The sequence below is a fragment of the Pontixanthobacter aestiaquae genome (assembly GCF_009827455.1).
GTDB classification, from domain to species: Bacteria; Pseudomonadota; Alphaproteobacteria; order Sphingomonadales; family Sphingomonadaceae; genus Pontixanthobacter; species Pontixanthobacter aestiaquae.
Window position 1 is genome coordinate 2,320,172 of the sequence record NZ_WTYZ01000001.1, and the last position, 19,141, is coordinate 2,339,312.

Consider the following 19,141-nt stretch of genomic DNA (forward strand, 5'->3'; position numbering starts at 1 on the left):
TCTAGCTTTTCACGAGGCGGTAGACCGGACCAAATCCGACCAGACCTGCGCCGATAAATGGGAGGGCAACAACCCACAGCCGGACACCCGTAAGACCTTCAGGACTGGCGATGCTGACCGCCGCTGTCATCGCGAGCCCGGTGCAGATCAGCAGCATGCCCAGAACCAGACGCCAATGCGGAACCGGATAGTCGCGCTTGGCCGGGCCCCCAAGACGGGAGGAGCCTCTCTCATACCGCACAAACAGCATGATCAGCGGCAACGTTACTGCGATATACAGAGCAAACCAGATCGGCCGTGTAAACCACCAAGCGGCACTTCCCGGAGCGACGTCGAGTCCGATACCGCCCGCCAGCCAAGCGGCGATCATTACCAGCACAAAGGCCGTCAAATGCCACAGATAGATGCTCATGATCATGCCGTTCATCAGCACCACGCCGGTCCAGATACGGATATTGTCGAGCATTTTGCGTGCGGGCTTCTCCAACGACAATGCCAAGCCGGTTTGCATCACGCCCAGTGCCAACAGGGCTATTGTCGGCGGCATGGAGTTGGCGATCTCTGCCCCCGGGACCCCGATCATAGCCACTGGATAAGGGCCGAACCAGACAAGCGCTATCAGCACCGCCAATCCGCCGATGAACCACAGCAGCGCAACGCCTTCAAACCGGCCATCGCGCCATGCGTAACCAAGCTGATGAACGCCCACCCAGACAAACAGGAAGTTGAGAAAGTTGATATAGGGCACGCCAAACGACAAAGTCAGCACATCTATGAGAACTGCGGCGGCGACCAATGCTGCAAAGCTCAGCCATCCGAAGCGCTCCCACAATCGGTAGGTCAGCGGCGCAAGTGCAGTGACCAGCAGATAGACGGCGAGGAACCACACTGGGATCAGCGCCAACTGCGTCGCCATCCGCACGACACTTCGCTCGATGCCCATTTGCGTACCGAAGAAGGCGATAATGCCCCATACCAGCAGCACCGGGAATACAGGATTAATCAGGCGCTGGATGCGGCTCGCAAACCAGCCCGAGTAGTGTCCGCCCTTCTTCCTGGTCGCAGCCCAGCTCACGCCATTGGAATAGCCGCCGACAAGGAAAAAGACCGGCATCACCTGAAAGCCCCAGGTCAGCCACTGGCTCCATGGCAAGATGCCGAGCAGATGGCCGCCCTGCACTGTACCGTTCTCATCAATATAGGGCGCCGCGACCAACCAATGCCCGATCACAACAGCGAGGATCGAGAATGCGCGCAGGAAATCAACATAGCGATTGCGCTCCGGCGGGGCCAATTCGGCCATCTCCCGTGCCTTTGACCATAAGGTGCGTTTGGCAGGTCTCGCAGGCGTTCCCGCATCGAAATCTGGCATAAGTTTCAAACCCTCTCTTTCCAGAAACTAGGCAGCAGTCAGGTCCCAGACAAGGTCTCACATGTAACGGTTCCCCTTCCCCAACCGAATGTTCTATCATTGACAACGGAGGAACGGGCATGAGCAAAGGCTTGGTCAAAAAATACTTGGGCAGCATCGTTTCCAAAGGGACATTGCACGTCGCCTTTGCTGATGGCGAGACTGCGAAATTCGGGACAGCCGAGGAAGGATTTCCCGATATTGCGCTCAGGCTAACCGATGACCGTGTGTCGCGCGACATACTCCTCGATCCCCGGCTTGGAGCGGCGGAAGCATTCATGGACGGACGCCTCGTGATCGAGAGCGGCGATGTGATGGGCCTGATCGCTTTACTGCGCGGCAATGCCCCTTGGGATCGTGGCGGATCGATTGGCAGGCCAAGCGCATTTCGCAGGCTTCGTGACCGCATCGGGTCAGGCTTGGAATCGGTCAACAACGCAATCAAATCACAAAGCAACGTCGCGCATCATTATGATATCGGGAATGATCTCTACCAACTGATGCTTGACCCTGAACATATGCAATATAGCTGCGCATACTGGCCATCTGAGGACATGACTCTGGCCGAAGCGCAGGAGGCAAAGCTCGCCCACATCGCCGCCAAGCTGGCTCTCGAGCCCGGCCAAGAAGTGCTCGATATCGGCTGCGGTTGGGGCGGAATGGCGATCTTCCTCGCGAGCCGCGCCGGTGTGAACGTCCACGGCATCACACTCAGCGAGGCACAACTGGCTCTCGCCATCGAACGTGCGGAAGCCGCAGGCGTAAGCGACCGGGTGACATTTGAACTGGTCGACTATCGCGACCTGCCGAAACGCCCGAAACGTTATGACCGGATCGTGTCGGTGGGTATGTTCGAGCATGTCGGACGCCCGCAATTCGAGACCTTCTTCGATTGCTGCGCCAATCTGATGACAGCGGGCGGCGTGATGCTGCTTCACACCATCGGGCGAATGGGTAGTCCGGGCACAACTGATGCCTTCACTCGCAAATACATCTTCCCCGGCGGCTATATCCCCGCGCTGAGCGAGACCATGGCAGCCAGCGAACGCTTCCGCTTGATCCCGACCGATATCGAGATTTTGCGCCTTCACTACGCCAAAACTTTACGCGAATGGTACAAACGCTGCGAGCAGCATCGCGAAGCCATCATCAATCTGTTCGACGAGCGCTTCTACCGGATGTGGACCTTCTATCTCGCCGGTGCGACCGCCGCTTTCGAGCATGGCGGCATGTGCAACTTCCAAATCCAGTACAGCCGCAGCAGACATGCTCTGCCGATCACGCGTGACTATCTGGCCGACAACGAAAGCGACATGCTGCAAAAGCCATAATTCATTGTGATGTTGTAAGCAGCCTGTTAGCGGCCCCCTCCTGTCTGCAGGCGTATTTTCAGCGGAGTCTCACATGTCGGATATCAAACGTGTCGTCCTTGCCTATTCGGGCGGCCTCGACACCAGCGTCATCGCCAAATGGCTTGAGGTAGAGCGCGGCTGCGAAGTCGTGACTTTCACTGCCGATCTTGGCCAAGGCGAAGAGATCGAACCGGCACGCGAGAAAGCGCGCGCAATGGGTATTCCCGACAGGCACATCTTCATTGAGGACGTCCGCGAAGAATTCGTGCGCGATTTCGTGTTCCCGATGATGCGCGCCAATGCCCGCTATGAGGGCGACTATCTGCTCGGCACTTCAATCGCCCGCCCGCTTATCTCCAAGCGCCTCGTCGAGATCGCCAGGGAAACGGGCGCGGATGCGATTGCCCACGGTGCGACCGGCAAAGGCAACGATCAGGTACGCTTCGAACTTTCTGCTTATGCGCTTGATCCCGACATTAAAGTCATCGCTCCTTGGCGCGAATGGGATCTGACCAGCCGTACCGCACTGATCGCTTGGGCGGAAAGCCACCAGATCCAAGTGCCCAAGGATAAGCGCGGCGAAAGCCCCTTCTCCACCGATGCCAACATGCTGCACACCTCCAGCGAGGGCAAAGTGCTGGAAGACCCGTGGGAAGAAACACCCGACTACGTCTATTCGCGCACCAACAATCCCGAGGACGCACCCGACACACCCGAATATATCACCATCGACTTCGCACAGGGTGACGGCGTCGCGCTGAACGGCACAGCAATGAGCCCCGCGACCTTGCTCGAAGCGCTTAACGAACTCGGCCGCGAGCATGGCATCGGCCGGCTCGATCTGGTCGAGAATCGCTTCGTCGGGATGAAGTCACGCGGCATGTATGAAACACCTGGCGGCGAGATTTACGCACGCGCGCATCGCGGTATCGAGCAAATCACGCTGGATCGCGGCGCGGCGCATCTCAAAGATGAATTGATGCCCAAATATGCGGAGCTGATTTACAATGGCTTCTGGTACAGCCCCGAGCGCGAAATGCTGCAGGCGGCGATTGATTTGAGTCAGGAGAAAGTAAGCGGCACAGTCCGCCTGAAGCTCTATAAGGGCAATGCCGATGTGGTGGGGCGCAAATCCCCCAACAGCCTCTATTCAGAGCAACACGTCACTTTTGAAGACGATGCCGGTGCCTATGACCAACAAGACGCAGCGGGCTTTATTCAACTCAACGCATTGCGCTTGAAGCTGCTCGCCCAAAGAGATCGATAAGGCGAGATCGATAACGCGCGATCGATAGCGTCAATTTTCTCGGTTGCGATGAGACGTTGAGTTATCCACTCGTGTCCACAAGCGATTTTGCTGAAAGTGGATAAGTCCGCCTCAAAACGCTTGCGCGACTCACTTTCGAAGCGCAGCTTTAAGTCATCGGAAAGGCAAGAAAGTCTCCTCGATGGATAGTCTAACGACTTGAAAACGAAGAGAAGTTTGAACCAATTCGACGTAGCGGTTACTGTCCGCGCGGTCACTGAGGATTGTCTGCAGAAGGTTTAGGCCGGAAGCAAACGAACCGTTTGAAGAGAACGCGAAAGCATGCCGTTACTTGGCCGAACATACCGGTCTGACATTGAGGCGAAGTGGAAACTCTGGTGCAAACCAGCAGCAGAAGCGGAACCGTTTGAAGTGACAGACCAACATGGGATGATCGGCTGCGGAACCGGAAGGACGCTGGGTGACATCTTCGGATAGAACCAAAGACCGGAAGGAACCGGATGCCGGTGCGAGCGCCGGTGACAGAACCGTATCCGAAGACCGACCGCAAGGCCGGAGGTAGGAAACGGGAAAACATCGGAGGCCAAGTGCTCCAATGATGAAAAGTCGCAAGACCGATCATCGAAGCAGTCCACGCCCGGTAAGAGTGGGGTCGGTAGCAATACCGGCCCCATTTGCTTTTGGGGTAACGGCTTCAGCACCGGCCATTTCGGCCAGCTATCAATGATACCAAAGAGCAGGCAAACAACCGTCAACGGATGGGCGAATCGTGCTGGCATTCTACGAAATCGCGATCTCTGTAGGACAGCAAATTCGCAATTCCGGCGGATTTCAATTCGGCATAACCGATCCGGATATCGCATTTTTGGTTCGACTCCGCGATGAACGGGTGCACCCAAACGACGAGCCGTGTGCCTGATTTGGAACCGTCCGGGCGTGCTCGTAAACGCGCGCCAGTTACTCAACAGGACCGACGCATGTTCAAGTTCAACACTTCCGGCAAACACCATGTCGCTTTGGCGGCACTTGTTGCTGCTCTGACGCTTCCGGTCGCCGGCTCGGCCTTGGCCGAAGAAGTCGCGATGTCCGCCGAAACCGATTTCGCAGAAAGCTTTGAAACTTTTGAAGAGCTTCCCGATATGCCCGAGCCCCAGGGTGACGTCGTCGACATCACCGAAATCGAACCTCCGATCGAGGTCGAAATCGTTCCCGAAACGCAGTCTTTGGGCACCGGCGTAGCCAGCTATTACGGCAAACGCTTTCATGGCCGCCGCACCGCCAATGGCGAACGCTTCAATATGAACGCGATGACCGCCGCGCACAAAACCCTGCCATTCGGCACCAAAGTTCGCGTCACCAACCCGCGCAACGGGAAATCGGTGGTGGTGCGGATCAATGACCGCGGACCGTTTATCCGGGGCCGCACCATCGATCTGAGCCGCGCCGCCGCCAAAAAGGTGGGCATTGTCCAGCGCGGACATGGCACAGTCGAACTCGCCAAAGTGACAAGCTGAACCAGCGCGCGCCGCCGTTAGGTGTAGCCAAGCCGGCGGGTGTGCACCGCCGCCCGGCGACCGAGGGCTAACCAGAAAACGTGCACGACGCCATCATCTCGTCATAGGTGGTCACCAGCCACCATTCATGCCCGTCCGCCTCGAAGGCTTCGAGCTGCAGCGCTTCCACTTCGTCCGACAGGTCGAGCGGATCGGGATGCGCGCCGTCCAGCGGCACCACCATCTCTTGCGCCAGCTCATGCGGCTGCTTCACGCCCAGCGGACGTGCGGCGTGCATCCGCTCAAGCCGGTTGCCGAACCATTGGCAATCCTCCGGCCCCAATTCCCCTGCAGCATGAGCCGCCGGATCATCGCAACGCCCACCGCATTCCCTACACGATGGAACACTTGGAACAGGGTCTTGATCATAATCATCCTGAGGAGAGGCTGAGCTTGTCGCGGCATCGTCTCGAAGGGACCGCTCATCCTGAGGAGATATTGAGCTTGTCGAAATGTCGTCTCGAAGGACCGGCACCACCTCCTCCAACGCCTCACCCCGCCCCAAAGCCTCGATCTGGTCATCGAGCACCGCAAGCCCCTCCGCCACACCCTCACGCGCGGCCACCGCGTCGAGCCGCGCCAGATGCGCCAGCAGCAACCGGTCGGAATAGCGCCGCCGCCGCGCAATCTCCTCCCCGTGATAGAACACCGGCTCCTCCCACCCGTCCAATGCGCGATCGGCCAAAGCATCCTCCGCCACTACGCGCGCAGAGGCGAGCGCCGCATCCCAGGCCCGCGCGAACCCCGCCGAGCGCCGCCGCGCCCGGTACACCGTCTGCGCCGAGACCGAAGCCGCCCTGCACGCCAGCCGCACATTCCCCCGATACGCCAGGCTCGCGAGGAAAGCCCCCTGCGCCTGAGGCGTGAAGATCGTGTGATGTCCGAGGGATGAGGTCGCGGTGGTATCCGTGAAGTGGGTTTGGGGGAGGAGAGCGGTGCGATCATCAGCCCCCTCTTCTTCAGAGGGAGTCGCAGACGTGGCTTCGCCACAGCGGGTTTGGGGGTGGTGCGAACCTTGGTCGTCAGCACGTATCTCATCGGATGCTTCCGCATCCGCAACCACCCCTCGATCCGCGATGCCCGCCCCGACGCAGGCCGGGGCTGAAGAGAGGGGGGGATTCTGTTCTTCCCCCTCACTCTCATGATCCCCAGTGAAGGCTGGGGCCTCAGGCTGTCCCGCTCGACCTCCCGGGCCCCCAACCCCAAGAGATTCAACCGCCGGGACGCGCGCTGATGAAGCAGCCGCCTCACCCTCCGCCGCCTGAAGCGCCAACTTGCGCTCCATCATGGCGCGGGCACGGGGAGATTTGGGAATATATGTCATCGGTTCACCTATGGGCTTGTGAGCAAGGGAACCGAGTTAGCTATACAGAATGGGGTGTGTAGGACAGGGTCCGTGAGGCTGGAAGCTTCTCACATTGAACAAGCACGGCGACTAGGACTTATTCTTTGGATGGTATCAGTTAAGCCCATAGCCAATCTGGGGGAATGTTCACTGTTTCTGTTGTGCAACCCAAAGCATGATGCCAAGTAAATCGGATGAGTATCGCCGATTACTTCCAGCAGAACGAAAATCTACGAGTAGAAACTCTCTCTGAACAAAAGTTGGTTCGAGGAGATATGGAGCTGAGTAAGCGCCTTGATCAGGCTGGTGAACTTTTGGAAATTCAAGAAGGCGACGCATTCATTCAGCAGGGAGACAACTCAAAGAGCATTTATTTCATATTGAGTGGCACGACCGAGATTGTTGTAAATGGTCGAAAAGTCGCGACAAGAGGACCTTCAGATCATGTTGGCGAAATGGCTGTGATCCAGCCAACACAACTAAGATCTGCAACATGTATTGCGGCTGAGCAACAGCTAGTTCTTAGGGTGAAAGGTGAGGACTTCAACAATATCTCCGAAGAGTTCCCGAAGATATATCAGCCCTTGGCAAAAGAAATGGCTAAGCGTCTGCTTGAGCGTAACAATTCAATGCCTGGGCATCGTGAGAATGTGAGGGTCTTCATAATTTGCTCGGTGGAAGCCCTCGACATAGCTAGAACAATTCAAAACGCGTTTGAACACGATCCATTCAACGTGACTGTTTGGACGGATGGCGTATTTAAAATTGCTACCTACCCGGTCGAGGCGCTTGAAGCCGAACTAGAAAACTCTGATTTTGCATTGGCAATTGCGCACGCAGATGATCGTACGCTCAGCAGAGACGTTGAATGGCCTAGTCCGAGGGACAACGTGATTTTCGAGCTGGGCCTTTTCTTAGGGCGACTGGGCAGGAGTCGGGCAATTTTGATGGAACCGAGAGATGGTGAGATAAAGCTGCCGAGCGATCTAAGTGGTATAACCACTATCCCATATTCATTTCCAGATGAAAAAAACGACGTAGCCAGTGCAATGGCCCCTGCTTGCAATAGGCTCCGCGATCACATTCAATCGCTTGGCCCATATAATGGTTAGACAATGAGCCTGAAGGATAAACTAGAGAAAGAAGTTCGTCGGATTTTCAGCGAGAATTGGACTACCCGGGAAGGCAAGCAAGTGCCTTCACCGGAAGACATTGCGTTAGAAAAGAATGATGCAGTTCATTTTGAGAGGGCAACCGTACTTTATGCCGACTTGAGCGGTTCTACAGCTTTGGTGGACACCCGAGAGTGGTGGTTTTCGGCCGAAATTTATCGTGCATATCTTCGCTGTGCAGCAGATGTAATTAGGTCAGAGGGTGGCACTGTTACTGCATACGATGGCGATCGTGTCATGGGTGTCTTTATCGGCGGCAGTCAAACTACATGTGCAGCTAGATGCGGACTGAAGATCAACTACGCAGTAACAAAAATCGTAAACCCTGAACTTAAGAAACAGTATCCGAACGAGAATTACGTGGTCAAGCAAGTAGTTGGCATTGATACAACCGAAACAAGGGTCGCGAGAACTGGTGTCCGCGGAGACAACGATCTCGTATGGGTTGGCAAAGCCGCAAACTACGCCGCAAAACTTACGGATCTAAGCATGTCTGAAAAAACTTTCGTTACTGATCGCGCGTTCTCCCGAATGCACAACGATGTGAAATACGGTGGAGACCCTGAACGCAATATGTGGACCGGATATAAATGGGCACAAAAGGATAACATGCAGATCTACGGTTCAACTTGGTGGTGGTCTTTTAGCTAGGATCGGACTTACTCTTTTCACTCATTTTCCCATCAAAATCACTCACCAATTTCTCAACAGATTCAGCCACCTCACGAAGCATCGGAGCCAGTTTCCTTGCGGCAGCCTCTTCGACTTCGGAGTAAGGGGTATCTCGGGGAAGGTCCGATACAGCCACCGTCCAATGAAAGATATTATCTCGCTGAGATATTGGTCCATCATCCGCGCACGAGAGCATAAAAGTGACTAAAAAATGCTCGGGCTTTCCTGCCACCCCCGCATTGTTGATCGTGACGTTACCCTCAACTTTCGTAGTTGGGGGAGTGGCTTCGACCTCTTTGATGAATTGAACAGAACCAAAACCAAAGTTTACTAGATTTTCGGACATAAACACTCCTCTAAAAAATTTGCAATCGGCTACCTTCTGCCGCCTCAACAACATCCGTTTTGATACCAACTTGTATCCCGCCTGCGCCTTTGCAACCTTCTCCAGCGCGCCATCAGCAATCCTTTGACAGGCTCCAGATAGGCGTAATCATCATGCAGCTGCCTCTTTCCGCCGCGCGAGCATCGGCTTCAGATACCCGCCAGTATAACTCCCCTTCACCTTGGCCACGTCCTCAGGCGTCCCCTCCGCCACAACCTCACCACCTCTCACCCCGCCCTCGGGGCCAAGGTCCAGGATCCAGTCAGCCACCTTAATCACGTCGAGATTATGCTCGATCACCACCACGCTATTGCCCTGATCGACCAGCCGCTGGAGGACCTCCAGCAATTTGCGGACATCTTCGAAGTGCAGGCCGGTCGTCGGCTCGTCGAGGATATAGAGCGTCTGGCCGGTGCTGCGTTTGCTGAGTTCCTTCGCGAGTTTGACGCGCTGCGCCTCTCCGCCTGACAGGGTGGTGGCTTGCTGGCCGACTTTCACGTAGCCCAACCCGACTTCGTTGAGCATGTGCATTTTGTCGCGGATGGGGGGGACGGCTTTGAAGAATTCCTCCGCATCCTCGATCGTCATATCGAGCACATCGGCGATGGAGAGGCCTTTGAATTTCACTTCCAGCGTTTCGCGGTTGTAGCGTTTGCCGCCGCATTGCTCGCACGTCACATAGACATCGGGCAGGAAGTGCATTTCGATCTTGATCAGCCCGTCGCCCTTGCATGCCTCGCACCGGCCGCCTTTGACGTTGAAGCTGAACCGGCCCGGCTTGTACCCGCGCGCGGCGCTTTCGGGCAGGCCCGCGAACCAGTCGCGAATATTGGTGAAGGCGCCGGTATAGGTGGCGGGGTTGCTGCGCGGGGTGCGGCCGATGGGCGATTGGTCGATCTGGATGACCTTGTCGCAATATTCGAGGCCGGTGATGCTGTCATGCGCGCCCGCGATAACCCGCGCGCCATTGAGCGCCCGCGCCGCGCCAGCATGCAGCGTGTCGATGGTGAAGCTGGACTTGCCGCTGCCCGATACGCCGGTGATGCAGGTAAAGGTGCCGAGCGGGATGGAGGCGGTGACATTGCGCAGATTGTTCGCCCGCGCGCCTTTGACGGTCAGCTTGTGGCCATTGCCCTTGCGGCGGGTTTTGGGGACGGCAATTTCACGCTTGCCGGTCAGGTAATCGGCGGTCATCGAATTCTTCGCCTTCATCACCTGTTTGAGCGTGCCCTGCGCGACGATCTCACCCCCGCGAATACCCGCGCCGGGACCGATATCGACCACGTGATCGGCCTGACGGATGGCATCCTCGTCATGCTCGACCACGATCACGGTATTGCCCAGATCGCGCAGCCGCTTGAGCGTTTCGAGCAGCCGGTCATTATCGCGCTGGTGCAGGCCGATAGAGGGTTCGTCGAGGACGTAGAGCACGCCGGAGAGACCCGATCCAATTTGGCTGGCTAGGCGGATGCGCTGGCTCTCCCCGCCTGACAGTGTACCCGAAGTCCGGTCGAGATTGAGGTAATCGAGCCCGACATTGTCGAGGAAGCCCAGCCGCTCGTTGATTTCCTTGAGGATAGCTTTGGCGATCTGGCTCTGCTGGTCATTCAGCTTGTCATCGAGCGCGAGGAACCAGTCCTTCGCATCGCTGACCGACATACGTGTGGGCGCGCTGATATCGGTCGCTTCTGACTCTGGGCCGACCTTTACTGCCAGCGCTTTGGGATTGAGCCGCGCACCGTCGCAGGTCTCGCACGATTGCGCGGTCTGGAACTTGGACAGCTCCTCCTGCATCCACGCGCTGTCGGTCTGCATCATCCGGCGGTTGAGATTGCCGACGACGCCTTCAAACGCCTTGTTGACGGTATATTGCTTGCGCCCGTCCTTGAATGTCAGCGGGACGCGCTGGCCCTTGGTGCCGTTGAGGATGATGTCCTGATGCTCGGCGCTCAGCTCGTTCCATGGGGTTTCCAGATCGAAGCCGAACTCGGTCGCGAGACTGCCCAGCACCTGCATGTAATAGGGCGATGGCGGGTTGGACTTCGCCCACGGCACCACCGCGCCTTTCTTCAGGCTGAGCGCTTCATTCGGGACCACCAATTGCGGATCGAACAGCTGCTTCTCCCCCAACCCGTCGCATGTCGGACACGCGCCTTGGGGGGAGTTGAACGAGAACAGCCGAGGCTCGATTTCTTCAATGGTAAACCCGCTGACCGGGCAGGAGAACCGCTCCGAAAACACGATGCGATTGGCGGGAATGCCCGCGCCTTTCATCGCGCCGCCGGATGCATCCTCATCCTCGCGGCCCGGCACAACGCCGTCCGCCAAGTCAACATAGGCCAGCCCGTCGGCCAGCTTCAACGCCGTTTCGAAACTGTCGGCAAGCCGCGTTTCCAGTCCTTCTTTGACCGCCAGCCGGTCGACCACAACTTCGATGTCATGCTTGAACTTCTTGTCGAGCGCAGGCGCTTCCTCGATCGGATAGAGCTCGCCATTGATGCGCACGCGGGTAAATCCCGCCCTCTGCCATTCGGCCAGCTCTTTGCGGTATTCACCCTTGCGCCCGCGCACCACCGGCGCGAGCAGATAGAGGCGCGTCCCCTCGGGCAATTCCATCACCCGGTCGACCATGGTCGAGACGACCTGCGCCTCGATGGGCTTGCCCGTCGCCGGCGAGTACGGAACCCCCACCCGCGCCCATAGCAGCCGCATGTAATCGTAAATCTCGGTGACCGTCGCAACGGTCGAACGCGGATTGCGCGATGTGGTCTTCTGTTCGATCGAGATCGCTGGCGAAAGCCCGTCAATATGCTCGACATCGGGCTTCTGCATCATCTCGAGAAATTGCCGCGCATAGGCGCTCAAACTCTCGACATAGCGCCGCTGCCCCTCGGCATAGATCGTATCGAAGGCAAGGCTCGACTTACCCGAGCCCGACAGCCCCGTAATCACGATCAGCGCATCGCGCGGCAGATCGATATCGATACCCTTAAGATTATGCTCGCGCGCGCCGCGAACCGAGATTTGTGTGAGAGCCATGGAGTGGCATTTGGGGGGTGTTGGGGCGTTAGTCCAGTGAGGTGTGTAGGCGGTGCGGATTTATCCCAATGTTCTTGTTTTATTCCAACCAAACTCGGCTCTTTAGACTAGAGTTTTCGCTTAATGCCCGGTCAGGCCGAACTTCGTGCCGATGAAGAATCCAACGCCATTTTCCGATGCCACTGGTGCACCACTGACGTCGGTGCCAGCCGAGCGATAGAAATAGCGAACCCCTCCAGTCAGTCCGTCGTTGCTATCCAATGCAAATGAAATGGGAACCTGCAACCCGAATCTGTTACGCTTTGTTTCGTAGCTCAAACGAGCTGACACTCCGAACTTGGGCACATACGTTACACCAGGAAAAAGGACGTTTATCGCTAGGCCGGGAGTCCACTCTTTGACCTTGTAAGCAGTGTTCAAATTGAAGCTGTCGCATCGGGACACAAGCCCCTCAACGACACAAACGGTCTGGCTACGATCTGCCTTCAGAAATTCGAAATCATTCTTGTAGGCAAGCGAGAATACCGCACCAAGCCCAATATCTCCCAGAAAATTAGCCCGTGCCGATCTCCTTTTTTCATCTGCTCCAAATCTCCGGTCAAATGAATCCAAATCATCAATTTGCGCAACGGTTACACCAAAATACGCCTTTATGGAGAACGGCTCTACCTCCTTTTCAATTTGCATCTTGGTAAGCTCAGAAAGCGTCGTAGAAGGCGCCAGTCCGGTTATTATAGAAGGTGTGAGATATTTGTCCGTCCTATAAGCTTGACGATAAACAATGCCGCCGAAGAACTGCGGATTTTTGTTGTCGACATCGTAGAGTTTACCAGCCGTTTCCTTCCAGTATTCTTGTTGCCGGGACGGCACCGCCTGCACCCACTCCCAAACACCAGCGCCTTGGCAAGCTTTGACGGCTGATGCAGTATCGACCGAGCCAATCAGCTTACCATCCTTGAACTCCATTGATTTCTCTGTGATACAAGCTCTTCGTGCCTTCGCATAAGCCTTGATCATCAACTCTTCGCGGATAATTTTACCGTTGCTGTCTTCACCGCGCGGAGCGAATAAACCAGCTTCAAATCCTACAGTAAATCCGCTCCCATTTTGGATGTCGTCAAAGTCATAAAACGTCGAGTTTCCATCATCGTCACTGGTAGCAAAACCGCCGACAGATACCTTGGCATATTTTGCCCTCAGCCCTGACCAACGCCATGTGTAACTTGGCGTGACCTCAATATTCTCTCCGGACTTAACGACGGAAAACTTGGCGGCGACGTCTGCGCTGGAATATTGTGATGGCTTCTTTAGGCCCAAACACGTGCCTACGAACCCGTTGACATCTTCAATCGCCTTTGCTGCCATATCGCACATGGGTTTCGTGAAATTGCCATCAATTTCTTCTCTTCCCCGAGCGTTATCTCCCGACGCCGCACCCCGCCCATCATCTGCGCGTTCTTCCGCCGGAGTAGAGTCCTGAGCAGCCGACGGTACAGATACAATTGCTAACGCCAAAAGTCCGATATGTTTCATTGATGCCTCCATTGCGTAGGCTTTTTTCTATCGGTGCTTCGCTTTGCGATCTGTGACCGCGGTCACAGATCGCAAAGCCTGGGTATGGATTTACCGTAGCAAAAGCTTTCCATAAGTGAGCACGTTTTCCCGATCGCCCTCCTCTGCGCTCTTTTCTATAAACGTTACAAATCAAGGGCGCAGGGGAATATCACTTGAAAATTATCGGGTTGTTCGCGGCGGGGGTGCTGCGTTGGGTTGGTGCGAACGGTCTCTGCACCGGATGCCGGATTGCCGCCGGATGATGAGGTCAAATCATCTCAGGATGTCCTCTGCTGGCGATTCTTGGCAAAGACAGCCACGGTCCGAAATGCGAGCCGCAGGAATTACGGCCGCTTGAGAAAGGCGAGAGCGCCCGCGTGGTCGCGTTGATATTATGGCGATGCTGCGGGCTTTTCTGGCAGAACGCCGCTAGAGCCGGTCAGCCGGGCGTCTGACGACTGTGGAAGCAGTTTATCGATTGATGGTGCGGCAATTTCCCGCCTTACCCTTGCCAAGACGGGCAATCTCCGGTTCAAGCAACCACAGTTATGAAAGCCCGGGATAACGAGCAGGCGGCATCAAGCCAGCCAACCCGGCCCAACGCATTAAGGGAAAGCATACATGAAAACCCAACTTATGGTCGCAGTCGCAGCCAGCGCGCTACTCGCAGGATGCGCCGCGAATATGACTGAAGAAGTCGCCAGCGCAAATGAAGCAACAGCGGAGGCAGTGGTGATTCCTGAAGGTACCGGTTATTTTGCATCGGACAGCACGCTGCCGTTCCTCGCTCCGGATTTCACCAAGATTTCAGAGGCTGATTACATGCCAGCGTTCGAGCAGAGCATGGCGATCCAGAAGGCTGAAGTTCAGGCAATCATCAACAATCCTGCTGCGCCAACATTTGACAACACGATTGTCGAACTGGAAAAATCGGGTCGGATGTTGGGCCGTGTCGCGCGCGTGTTCTTCCAGCTTACCGGGACCAACACGACCGACGGGCTTGATGCGATCAACACAGAGATCAGCCCGAAACTCTCCGAGCATTCGGACAGCATCACGCTGAACCCTGACCTATTCGCCCGGGTGAAAGCCATTTACGATATGCGCGCTTCGCTGAATTTGTCGGTCGAAGACTCCAAACTGCTGGAAAACACCTATGACAGCATGGTCCATGCCGGCGCTTTGCTGACCGATGATCAGCGCGAAAAAGTCAAAGCGATCAACACCAAGCTGTCCACACTGACGACCGAATTCAGCCAGACCGCCCGCAGCGCGATGTCGGACCAGCCTTTGGTCGTGGATACCGCCGAAGAACTCGCAGGCCTGTCGGAAGCCGACATAAAGGCTGCAGCCGATTTTGCCGCCAGCAAAGGCTATCCCGGCAAATACGCAATCGCATTGCAAAATACCACGCAGCAGCCGATGCTGCCCAGCCTGGAGAACCGGGCGACGCGCGAGAAGCTTTTCAAGCTGAGCTACAACCGCGCCGACGGGACGACCGATATCGACACCCGTCTACTGATTGCCCGGATCGCAGCTTTGCGCGCAGACAAGGCGGCGTTGTTCGGCCAGCCCGATTGGGCCAGCTACACCATGTATGATCGCATGGCGAAAACACCCAAGACGGCGCTTGATTTCATGGAGCAGATGGTACCCGCCCTGGCTGCCACACAGCGGCGCGAAGCAGCCTTACTCAACGACATGATAAAGGCCGATGGCGGCGATTATGATGTGAAGCCATGGGATTGGTACCGCTATGCCAACAAGGTGAAAGCAGAGCGTTACGAACTCGATGAAGACGCGGTGATGGAGTATTTCCAGCTCGACAAAGTGTTGGAAGACGGCATTTTCCACATGGCCGAGAAGCTATATGGGCTGACATTCGAACGCCGCACCGATCTGCCGGTCTATCACCCCGATGTATGGGTCTATACCGTGTTCGAGGCGGACGGATCCGAATTGGGCGTGTTCTATTTCGACCCGTTCCAGCGCCCTTCCAAACGCGGTGGTGCGTGGATGAGCAACTTTGTCGACCAAAGCTATCTGTGGGACACCAAACCGGTGATCTACAACGTGCTCAACGTTCCCAAAGCGCCGGAAGGCGAAGTCCAACTGGTCAGCTTCGATTGGGTCAACACCGCGTTCCACGAATTCGGCCACGCGCTGCATGGTTTCTTTGCCGACCAGAAATATGAAAGCCTGTCCGGCACCGCCACGGCGCGTGATTTCGTCGAATATCCAAGCCAGGTCCACGAAATGTGGGCGACATGGCCTTCGGTGCTGTCCAACTATGCCAAACATTACGAAACGGGCGAGACGATCCCGGCAGAGCTGATCGAGAAGATCGAAGCGGCGGCCAAATTCAACCAAGGCTATGATTTCGGTGAAGTCGTTGCCGCAGCGCTGCTCGACATGAAGTGGAGCGCATTGTCACCGGCAGAAGCCCGTGCGCTGGATACGGTCGAAAAAGTCGATGCTTTCGAGCGCGAGGCACTGAGCGAGCTTGGTCTGGAAGTCGATTTGGTGCCGCCACGCTATCGCGGCACCTATTTCTCCCACATCTTCAGCTCTCCCGCGGGCTATTCGGCTGGATATTACAGCTATTTGTGGACCGAAATGCTCGACCGTGACAGCCGCAAATGGTTCGTCGATAATGGCGGCCTGTCCCGCAAGAATGGCGATCATTACCGCAAAACCGTGCTCAGCCGCGGCGGAACCATGGACTATTTCGACATGTTCGAGAACTTTGCCGGCCGCCAGCCGGACGTCACGCCGATGCTTGAAGCACGCGGCTTGATTGGCGGCGGTGACGAAGCGGCCGACAGCGAAGTATCGGATGGTAAATTGCCAGCGGGTACCGTCGGCGAGTAATAATTCTACGGCCCGGGCGGACGTGCTATCAAGGCCCGTTCGCCCGGTTTTCCAAGCCATTCGGTGGAAACACCCCAGACGCGCTCGATCACCCCGGTGTCGAGCGCGTTTTGCGGTGCGCCATCAGCTGCCAAGGCACCATTGCCGAGCACGAGCACGCGGTCCGCATGGTTCATCGCGAGCGATAGATCGTGCAGCACCAATACGACCCCGGTTCCGCTCAGCGCTTCCCGCTTCAAATGTCCGATCAACGCAAGCTGGTGCGCAATATCGAGCGCTGCGAGCGGCTCGTCGGCAAGGATCCACTGGGGTTGACCTGCGAGCACGCGGGCGAGGAAAGTACGGGCACGTTCTCCACCCGAAAGCCGCGACATTGGCCTGTCCGATAGCGCCGTGAGATTCAGCGCCTCCAGCGCGGCATCGACCGGTCGTTCTGCCATATCGCCATGCGGCATCCGGCCGAGCGCCACGACATTGCGCACCGCAACATCCCACGCAGCCTCGCCATTTTGCGGAAGATAGCCGATGCGCCGCGCGCGAACCTTTGGCGGTAGGTCGTTGAGCGTGTCATCCCCAATCTGAACCGTCCCGCTGTCAACGACGAGCAGTCCAGCGAGAACGGAGAGCAGTGTAGACTTGCCCGCGCCATTGGGACCGCAGATCGCGGTAATCTGGCCGGGTTGTAACGCCGCCGAAACGCCGCTGAGCCGTGCTGCGAGCGAGATTGCGTTCACCGAAAGTGTCACGATAGCCCCCCTGAATAGCCGCGCCGCATTTTCAGCAGCAGCCACAAGAAGAACGGCGCACCGATCAGGCTCAGCGCTATGCCCAGTCGCAGCTCGGTTACGGTGGGTAATATCCGCACCACACTGTCGGCAATCAAGACCAGCAAAGCGCCTGCCAATGCGCTTGGAACGATCAGGGACGACGGCCGGCGGTCAGTCAGCGGGCGCACCAGATGCGGAACGATCAGACCGACAAATCCGATGATTCCCGCAACTGCAACGCCGCTTCCGACAGTCAAGCCAACACCCGCGATCAGCCACGCTTGCAATACGCCCGGACGCATGCCGAGCGACCGCGCCGCCGCATCGCCAAGGATCAAGGCGTCCAGATCCTTCCGCGCCATCCAGAAACAGGCGATCCCGGCCAATGTCATTGGCGCCGCAAGATAGACCTCCCGCCACGAACGATCGGTCAGTGCCCCCATTAGCCACGTCACAATTTCGCTCATTGCAAATGCGTTGGGTGCGAAGCTGATCGCCAGGCTCATCAATGCACCGGCGAGACTGGCAATCATCATTCCGGCGAGCGTAAACAGCGCGATACCGCCCGTGCGGCCAGCGATCAGCGCCAGCAGCGCCATCGCGCCGGCTGCACCTATCAATGCGAATATTGGCAAGAGCCACGCGCTTGCCGCATAGCCGAACCAAAAGCTGGTAACTGCTCCCAAGGCAGCCCCGGGGGCAATGCCGAACAGTCCCGGATCGGCCAGCGGATTGCGCAGATAGCCCTGCATCGCGGCACCCGCGGCGCCCAACCCTGCACCAACGGTGATTGCCAACAATGCGCGCGGCAGGCGCAGTTCCGCGAGTATGATTATCGCGTTCGGCGTGGCATCGAAATCGAGCCAAACACGTCCGGCGAAAAGCGACAGCGGGATCGCGATTGCAAGTAGGCCAAGAAGAATTGCTACGGCGCGGGTCATTCGGCTTGCCTGCGAATCTCAGCCAGCCGTTCAACCGCACGGATAATTGTCGGGCCACCGCAATAGAGGAGCGCGCTGTCGAACTCAGCCAGTTTCGTACCCGACAATTCGGCCAGCGCCGGATGCTTTTGAGCGCGCTCATCTCCAGCCAGCAGCAGCACGTCCGGCGGGTTGGTCAGCATCTGCTCCAGCGAAAGATAGTCCGCCTGCCCCATGCCCAGCGCGGCGCTGTGGCTCGCAAAGCCTGTATGCTGCATCAGTTCGCTCACAAGCGCGCTATCACCCGGCACGATCCCGCCAGGCTGCCACAAGACCGCACTGAGCGGTTCGCCCTGCGCAGCCGCTGCATCAAGCGCGATATCGATCTGCTCGATCAAAGCATCACCCTTATCGGGATTGCCCGCAAGTGCGGCCAGCTGTTCGATCTGTGCTTTGCTGTCGTGGGCTGTCGAGGCGATCCCGAATGTCTCCACCCGCACGCCAAGATCGGCAAAAGCCTGCCGCGTTGCGGGCGCAAGAAAACTGCTCGCGACAACGATATCGGGATCGAGCGCCAGCACTTCCTCAACCGTTCCGCCTGTTGCGGCGAAAATACGGGCCTTGTCGAGATCCATCGAACTTGCTGACGAATCATGGCTATAATGCGAAATTGCGAGAAGTTGGGCAGGCACGGCAACCTCGGCCAAGATCGCATCGGTGCAGGGATTGAGGCTGACGATAGTGGGCGTATCAGCCCGCTCTTTCGCTCTGTTGTGCTCGACACATCCCCCCATCGTCATTCCCGCGAAAGCGGGAACCCAGAGTAGCGAGGC

14 protein-coding genes are annotated in these 19,141 nt (G+C 57.1%); 6 read left to right on the top strand and 8 right to left on the bottom strand.

Annotated features, from left to right (window positions below; translation table 11 throughout):
- Position 1: 1 nt before the first annotated feature.
- On the bottom strand, positions 2-1,303 hold the full coding sequence (locus GRI35_RS11090; protein WP_160614216.1) for an acyltransferase family protein: 1,302 nt from the start codon (positions 1,301-1,303) through the stop codon (positions 2-4).
- A 188-nt stretch (positions 1,304-1,491) separates the two neighbouring features.
- Here GRI35_RS11090 and GRI35_RS11095 point away from each other — a divergent pair, with 188 nt between their 5' ends.
- From GRI35_RS11095 to GRI35_RS11105, 3 genes are all read left to right on the top strand, one after another.
- Positions 1,492-2,742 carry a class I SAM-dependent methyltransferase gene (locus tag GRI35_RS11095; protein ID WP_160614217.1) on the top strand — a complete coding sequence of 417 codons (1,251 nt, stop codon included), beginning with the start codon at positions 1,492-1,494 and terminating at the stop codon, positions 2,740-2,742.
- Positions 2,743-2,815: 73 nt separating this feature from the next.
- Positions 2,816-4,030, top strand: a complete 1,215-nt coding sequence (locus GRI35_RS11100; RefSeq protein WP_160614218.1) for an argininosuccinate synthase — start codon at positions 2,816-2,818, stop codon at positions 4,028-4,030.
- 977 nt (positions 4,031-5,007) lie between these two features.
- Positions 5,008-5,544 (top strand): septal ring lytic transglycosylase RlpA family protein, encoded by a 537-nt coding sequence (locus tag GRI35_RS11105; protein ID WP_235900197.1) that lies wholly within the window; start codon positions 5,008-5,010, stop codon positions 5,542-5,544.
- 67 nt (positions 5,545-5,611) lie between these two features.
- Here GRI35_RS11105 and GRI35_RS11110 read toward each other — a convergent pair whose 3' ends face one another.
- The gene (locus GRI35_RS11110; RefSeq protein WP_160614219.1) at positions 5,612-6,907 is read right to left on the bottom strand and encodes a hypothetical protein; all 1,296 of its coding nucleotides are present in this window, start codon (positions 6,905-6,907) and stop codon (positions 5,612-5,614) included.
- Positions 6,908-7,122: 215 nt separating this feature from the next.
- On the opposite strand from GRI35_RS11110, the gene GRI35_RS11115 reads away from it, so the two are divergent.
- Positions 7,123-8,040, top strand: a complete 918-nt coding sequence (locus tag GRI35_RS11115; protein WP_160614220.1) for a TIR domain-containing protein — start codon at positions 7,123-7,125, stop codon at positions 8,038-8,040.
- A 3-nt stretch (positions 8,041-8,043) separates the two neighbouring features.
- On the top strand, positions 8,044-8,751 hold the full coding sequence (locus GRI35_RS11120) for an adenylate/guanylate cyclase domain-containing protein (protein WP_160614221.1): 708 nt from the start codon (positions 8,044-8,046) through the stop codon (positions 8,749-8,751).
- Here GRI35_RS11120 and GRI35_RS11125 read toward each other — a convergent pair.
- The 3 genes from GRI35_RS11125 to GRI35_RS11135 all read right to left on the bottom strand — a co-directional run bounded on the left by GRI35_RS11125 (position 8,744) and on the right by GRI35_RS11135 (position 13,729).
- Entirely contained in the window at positions 8,744-9,118 is a 375-nt protein-coding gene (locus tag GRI35_RS11125; protein WP_160614222.1) for a hypothetical protein, read from the bottom strand. The two genes, GRI35_RS11120 and GRI35_RS11125, sit on opposite strands and share 8 nt — an antisense overlap.
- A 150-nt stretch (positions 9,119-9,268) precedes the next feature.
- The gene (uvrA, locus tag GRI35_RS11130) at positions 9,269-12,196 is read right to left on the bottom strand and encodes an excinuclease ABC subunit UvrA (protein WP_160614223.1); all 2,928 of its coding nucleotides are present in this window, start codon (positions 12,194-12,196) and stop codon (positions 9,269-9,271) included.
- A gap of 120 nt (positions 12,197-12,316) precedes the next feature.
- Positions 12,317-13,729: a hypothetical protein gene (locus GRI35_RS11135; protein WP_160614224.1), complete on the bottom strand. Its 1,413-nt coding sequence runs from the start codon at positions 13,727-13,729 to the stop codon at positions 12,317-12,319.
- Positions 13,730-14,371: 642 nt separating this feature from the next.
- On the opposite strand from GRI35_RS11135, the gene GRI35_RS11140 reads away from it, so the two are divergent.
- Positions 14,372-16,621, top strand: a complete 2,250-nt coding sequence (locus tag GRI35_RS11140) for a M3 family metallopeptidase (RefSeq protein ID WP_160614225.1) — start codon at positions 14,372-14,374, stop codon at positions 16,619-16,621.
- Between the two features lie 5 nt (positions 16,622-16,626).
- Here GRI35_RS11140 and GRI35_RS11145 read toward each other — a convergent pair whose 3' ends face one another.
- From GRI35_RS11145 to GRI35_RS11155, 3 genes are read right to left on the bottom strand one after another with little or no spacing between them, the layout of a single operon-like run.
- The gene (locus GRI35_RS11145) at positions 16,627-17,367 is read right to left on the bottom strand and encodes an ABC transporter ATP-binding protein (RefSeq protein ID WP_160614226.1); all 741 of its coding nucleotides are present in this window, start codon (positions 17,365-17,367) and stop codon (positions 16,627-16,629) included.
- Positions 17,364-18,329, bottom strand: coding sequence for a FecCD family ABC transporter permease (locus GRI35_RS11150; RefSeq protein ID WP_160614227.1), 966 nt, complete (start codon positions 18,327-18,329; stop codon positions 17,364-17,366). Before GRI35_RS11150 ends, GRI35_RS11145 begins: the two co-directional genes overlap by 4 nt.
- The gene (locus GRI35_RS11155; RefSeq protein ID WP_160614228.1) at positions 18,326-19,108 is read right to left on the bottom strand and encodes an ABC transporter substrate-binding protein; all 783 of its coding nucleotides are present in this window, start codon (positions 19,106-19,108) and stop codon (positions 18,326-18,328) included. The genes GRI35_RS11150 and GRI35_RS11155 overlap by 4 nt, the downstream gene beginning before the upstream one ends.
- Positions 19,109-19,141 lie beyond the last annotated feature (33 nt).

What these genes read in the sequence shown, in the direction of transcription:
- GRI35_RS11090 (WP_160614216.1), bottom strand. Translation starts at nt 1,303, where the DNA reads ATGGCCGAATTGGCCCCGCCGGAGCGCAATCGCTATGTTGATTTCCTG.
- GRI35_RS11095 (WP_160614217.1), top strand. Translation starts at nt 1,492, where the DNA reads ATGAGCAAAGGCTTGGTCAAAAAATACTTGGGCAGCATCGTTTCCAAA.
- GRI35_RS11100 (WP_160614218.1), top strand. Translation starts at nt 2,816, where the DNA reads ATGTCGGATATCAAACGTGTCGTCCTTGCCTATTCGGGCGGCCTCGAC.
- GRI35_RS11105 (WP_235900197.1), top strand. Translation starts at nt 5,008, where the DNA reads ATGTTCAAGTTCAACACTTCCGGCAAACACCATGTCGCTTTGGCGGCA.
- GRI35_RS11110 (WP_160614219.1), bottom strand. Translation starts at nt 6,907, where the DNA reads ATGACATATATTCCCAAATCTCCCCGTGCCCGCGCCATGATGGAGCGC.
- GRI35_RS11115 (WP_160614220.1), top strand. Translation starts at nt 7,123, where the DNA reads ATGAGTATCGCCGATTACTTCCAGCAGAACGAAAATCTACGAGTAGAA.
- GRI35_RS11120 (WP_160614221.1), top strand. Translation starts at nt 8,044, where the DNA reads ATGAGCCTGAAGGATAAACTAGAGAAAGAAGTTCGTCGGATTTTCAGC.
- GRI35_RS11125 (WP_160614222.1), bottom strand. Translation starts at nt 9,118, where the DNA reads ATGTCCGAAAATCTAGTAAACTTTGGTTTTGGTTCTGTTCAATTCATC.
- uvrA (WP_160614223.1), bottom strand. Translation starts at nt 12,196, where the DNA reads ATGGCTCTCACACAAATCTCGGTTCGCGGCGCGCGCGAGCATAATCTT.
- GRI35_RS11135 (WP_160614224.1), bottom strand. Translation starts at nt 13,729, where the DNA reads ATGAAACATATCGGACTTTTGGCGTTAGCAATTGTATCTGTACCGTCG.
- GRI35_RS11140 (WP_160614225.1), top strand. Translation starts at nt 14,372, where the DNA reads ATGAAAACCCAACTTATGGTCGCAGTCGCAGCCAGCGCGCTACTCGCA.
- GRI35_RS11150 (WP_160614227.1), bottom strand. Translation starts at nt 18,329, where the DNA reads ATGACCCGCGCCGTAGCAATTCTTCTTGGCCTACTTGCAATCGCGATC.
- GRI35_RS11155 (WP_160614228.1), bottom strand. Translation starts at nt 19,108, where the DNA reads ATGACGATGGGGGGATGTGTCGAGCACAACAGAGCGAAAGAGCGGGCT.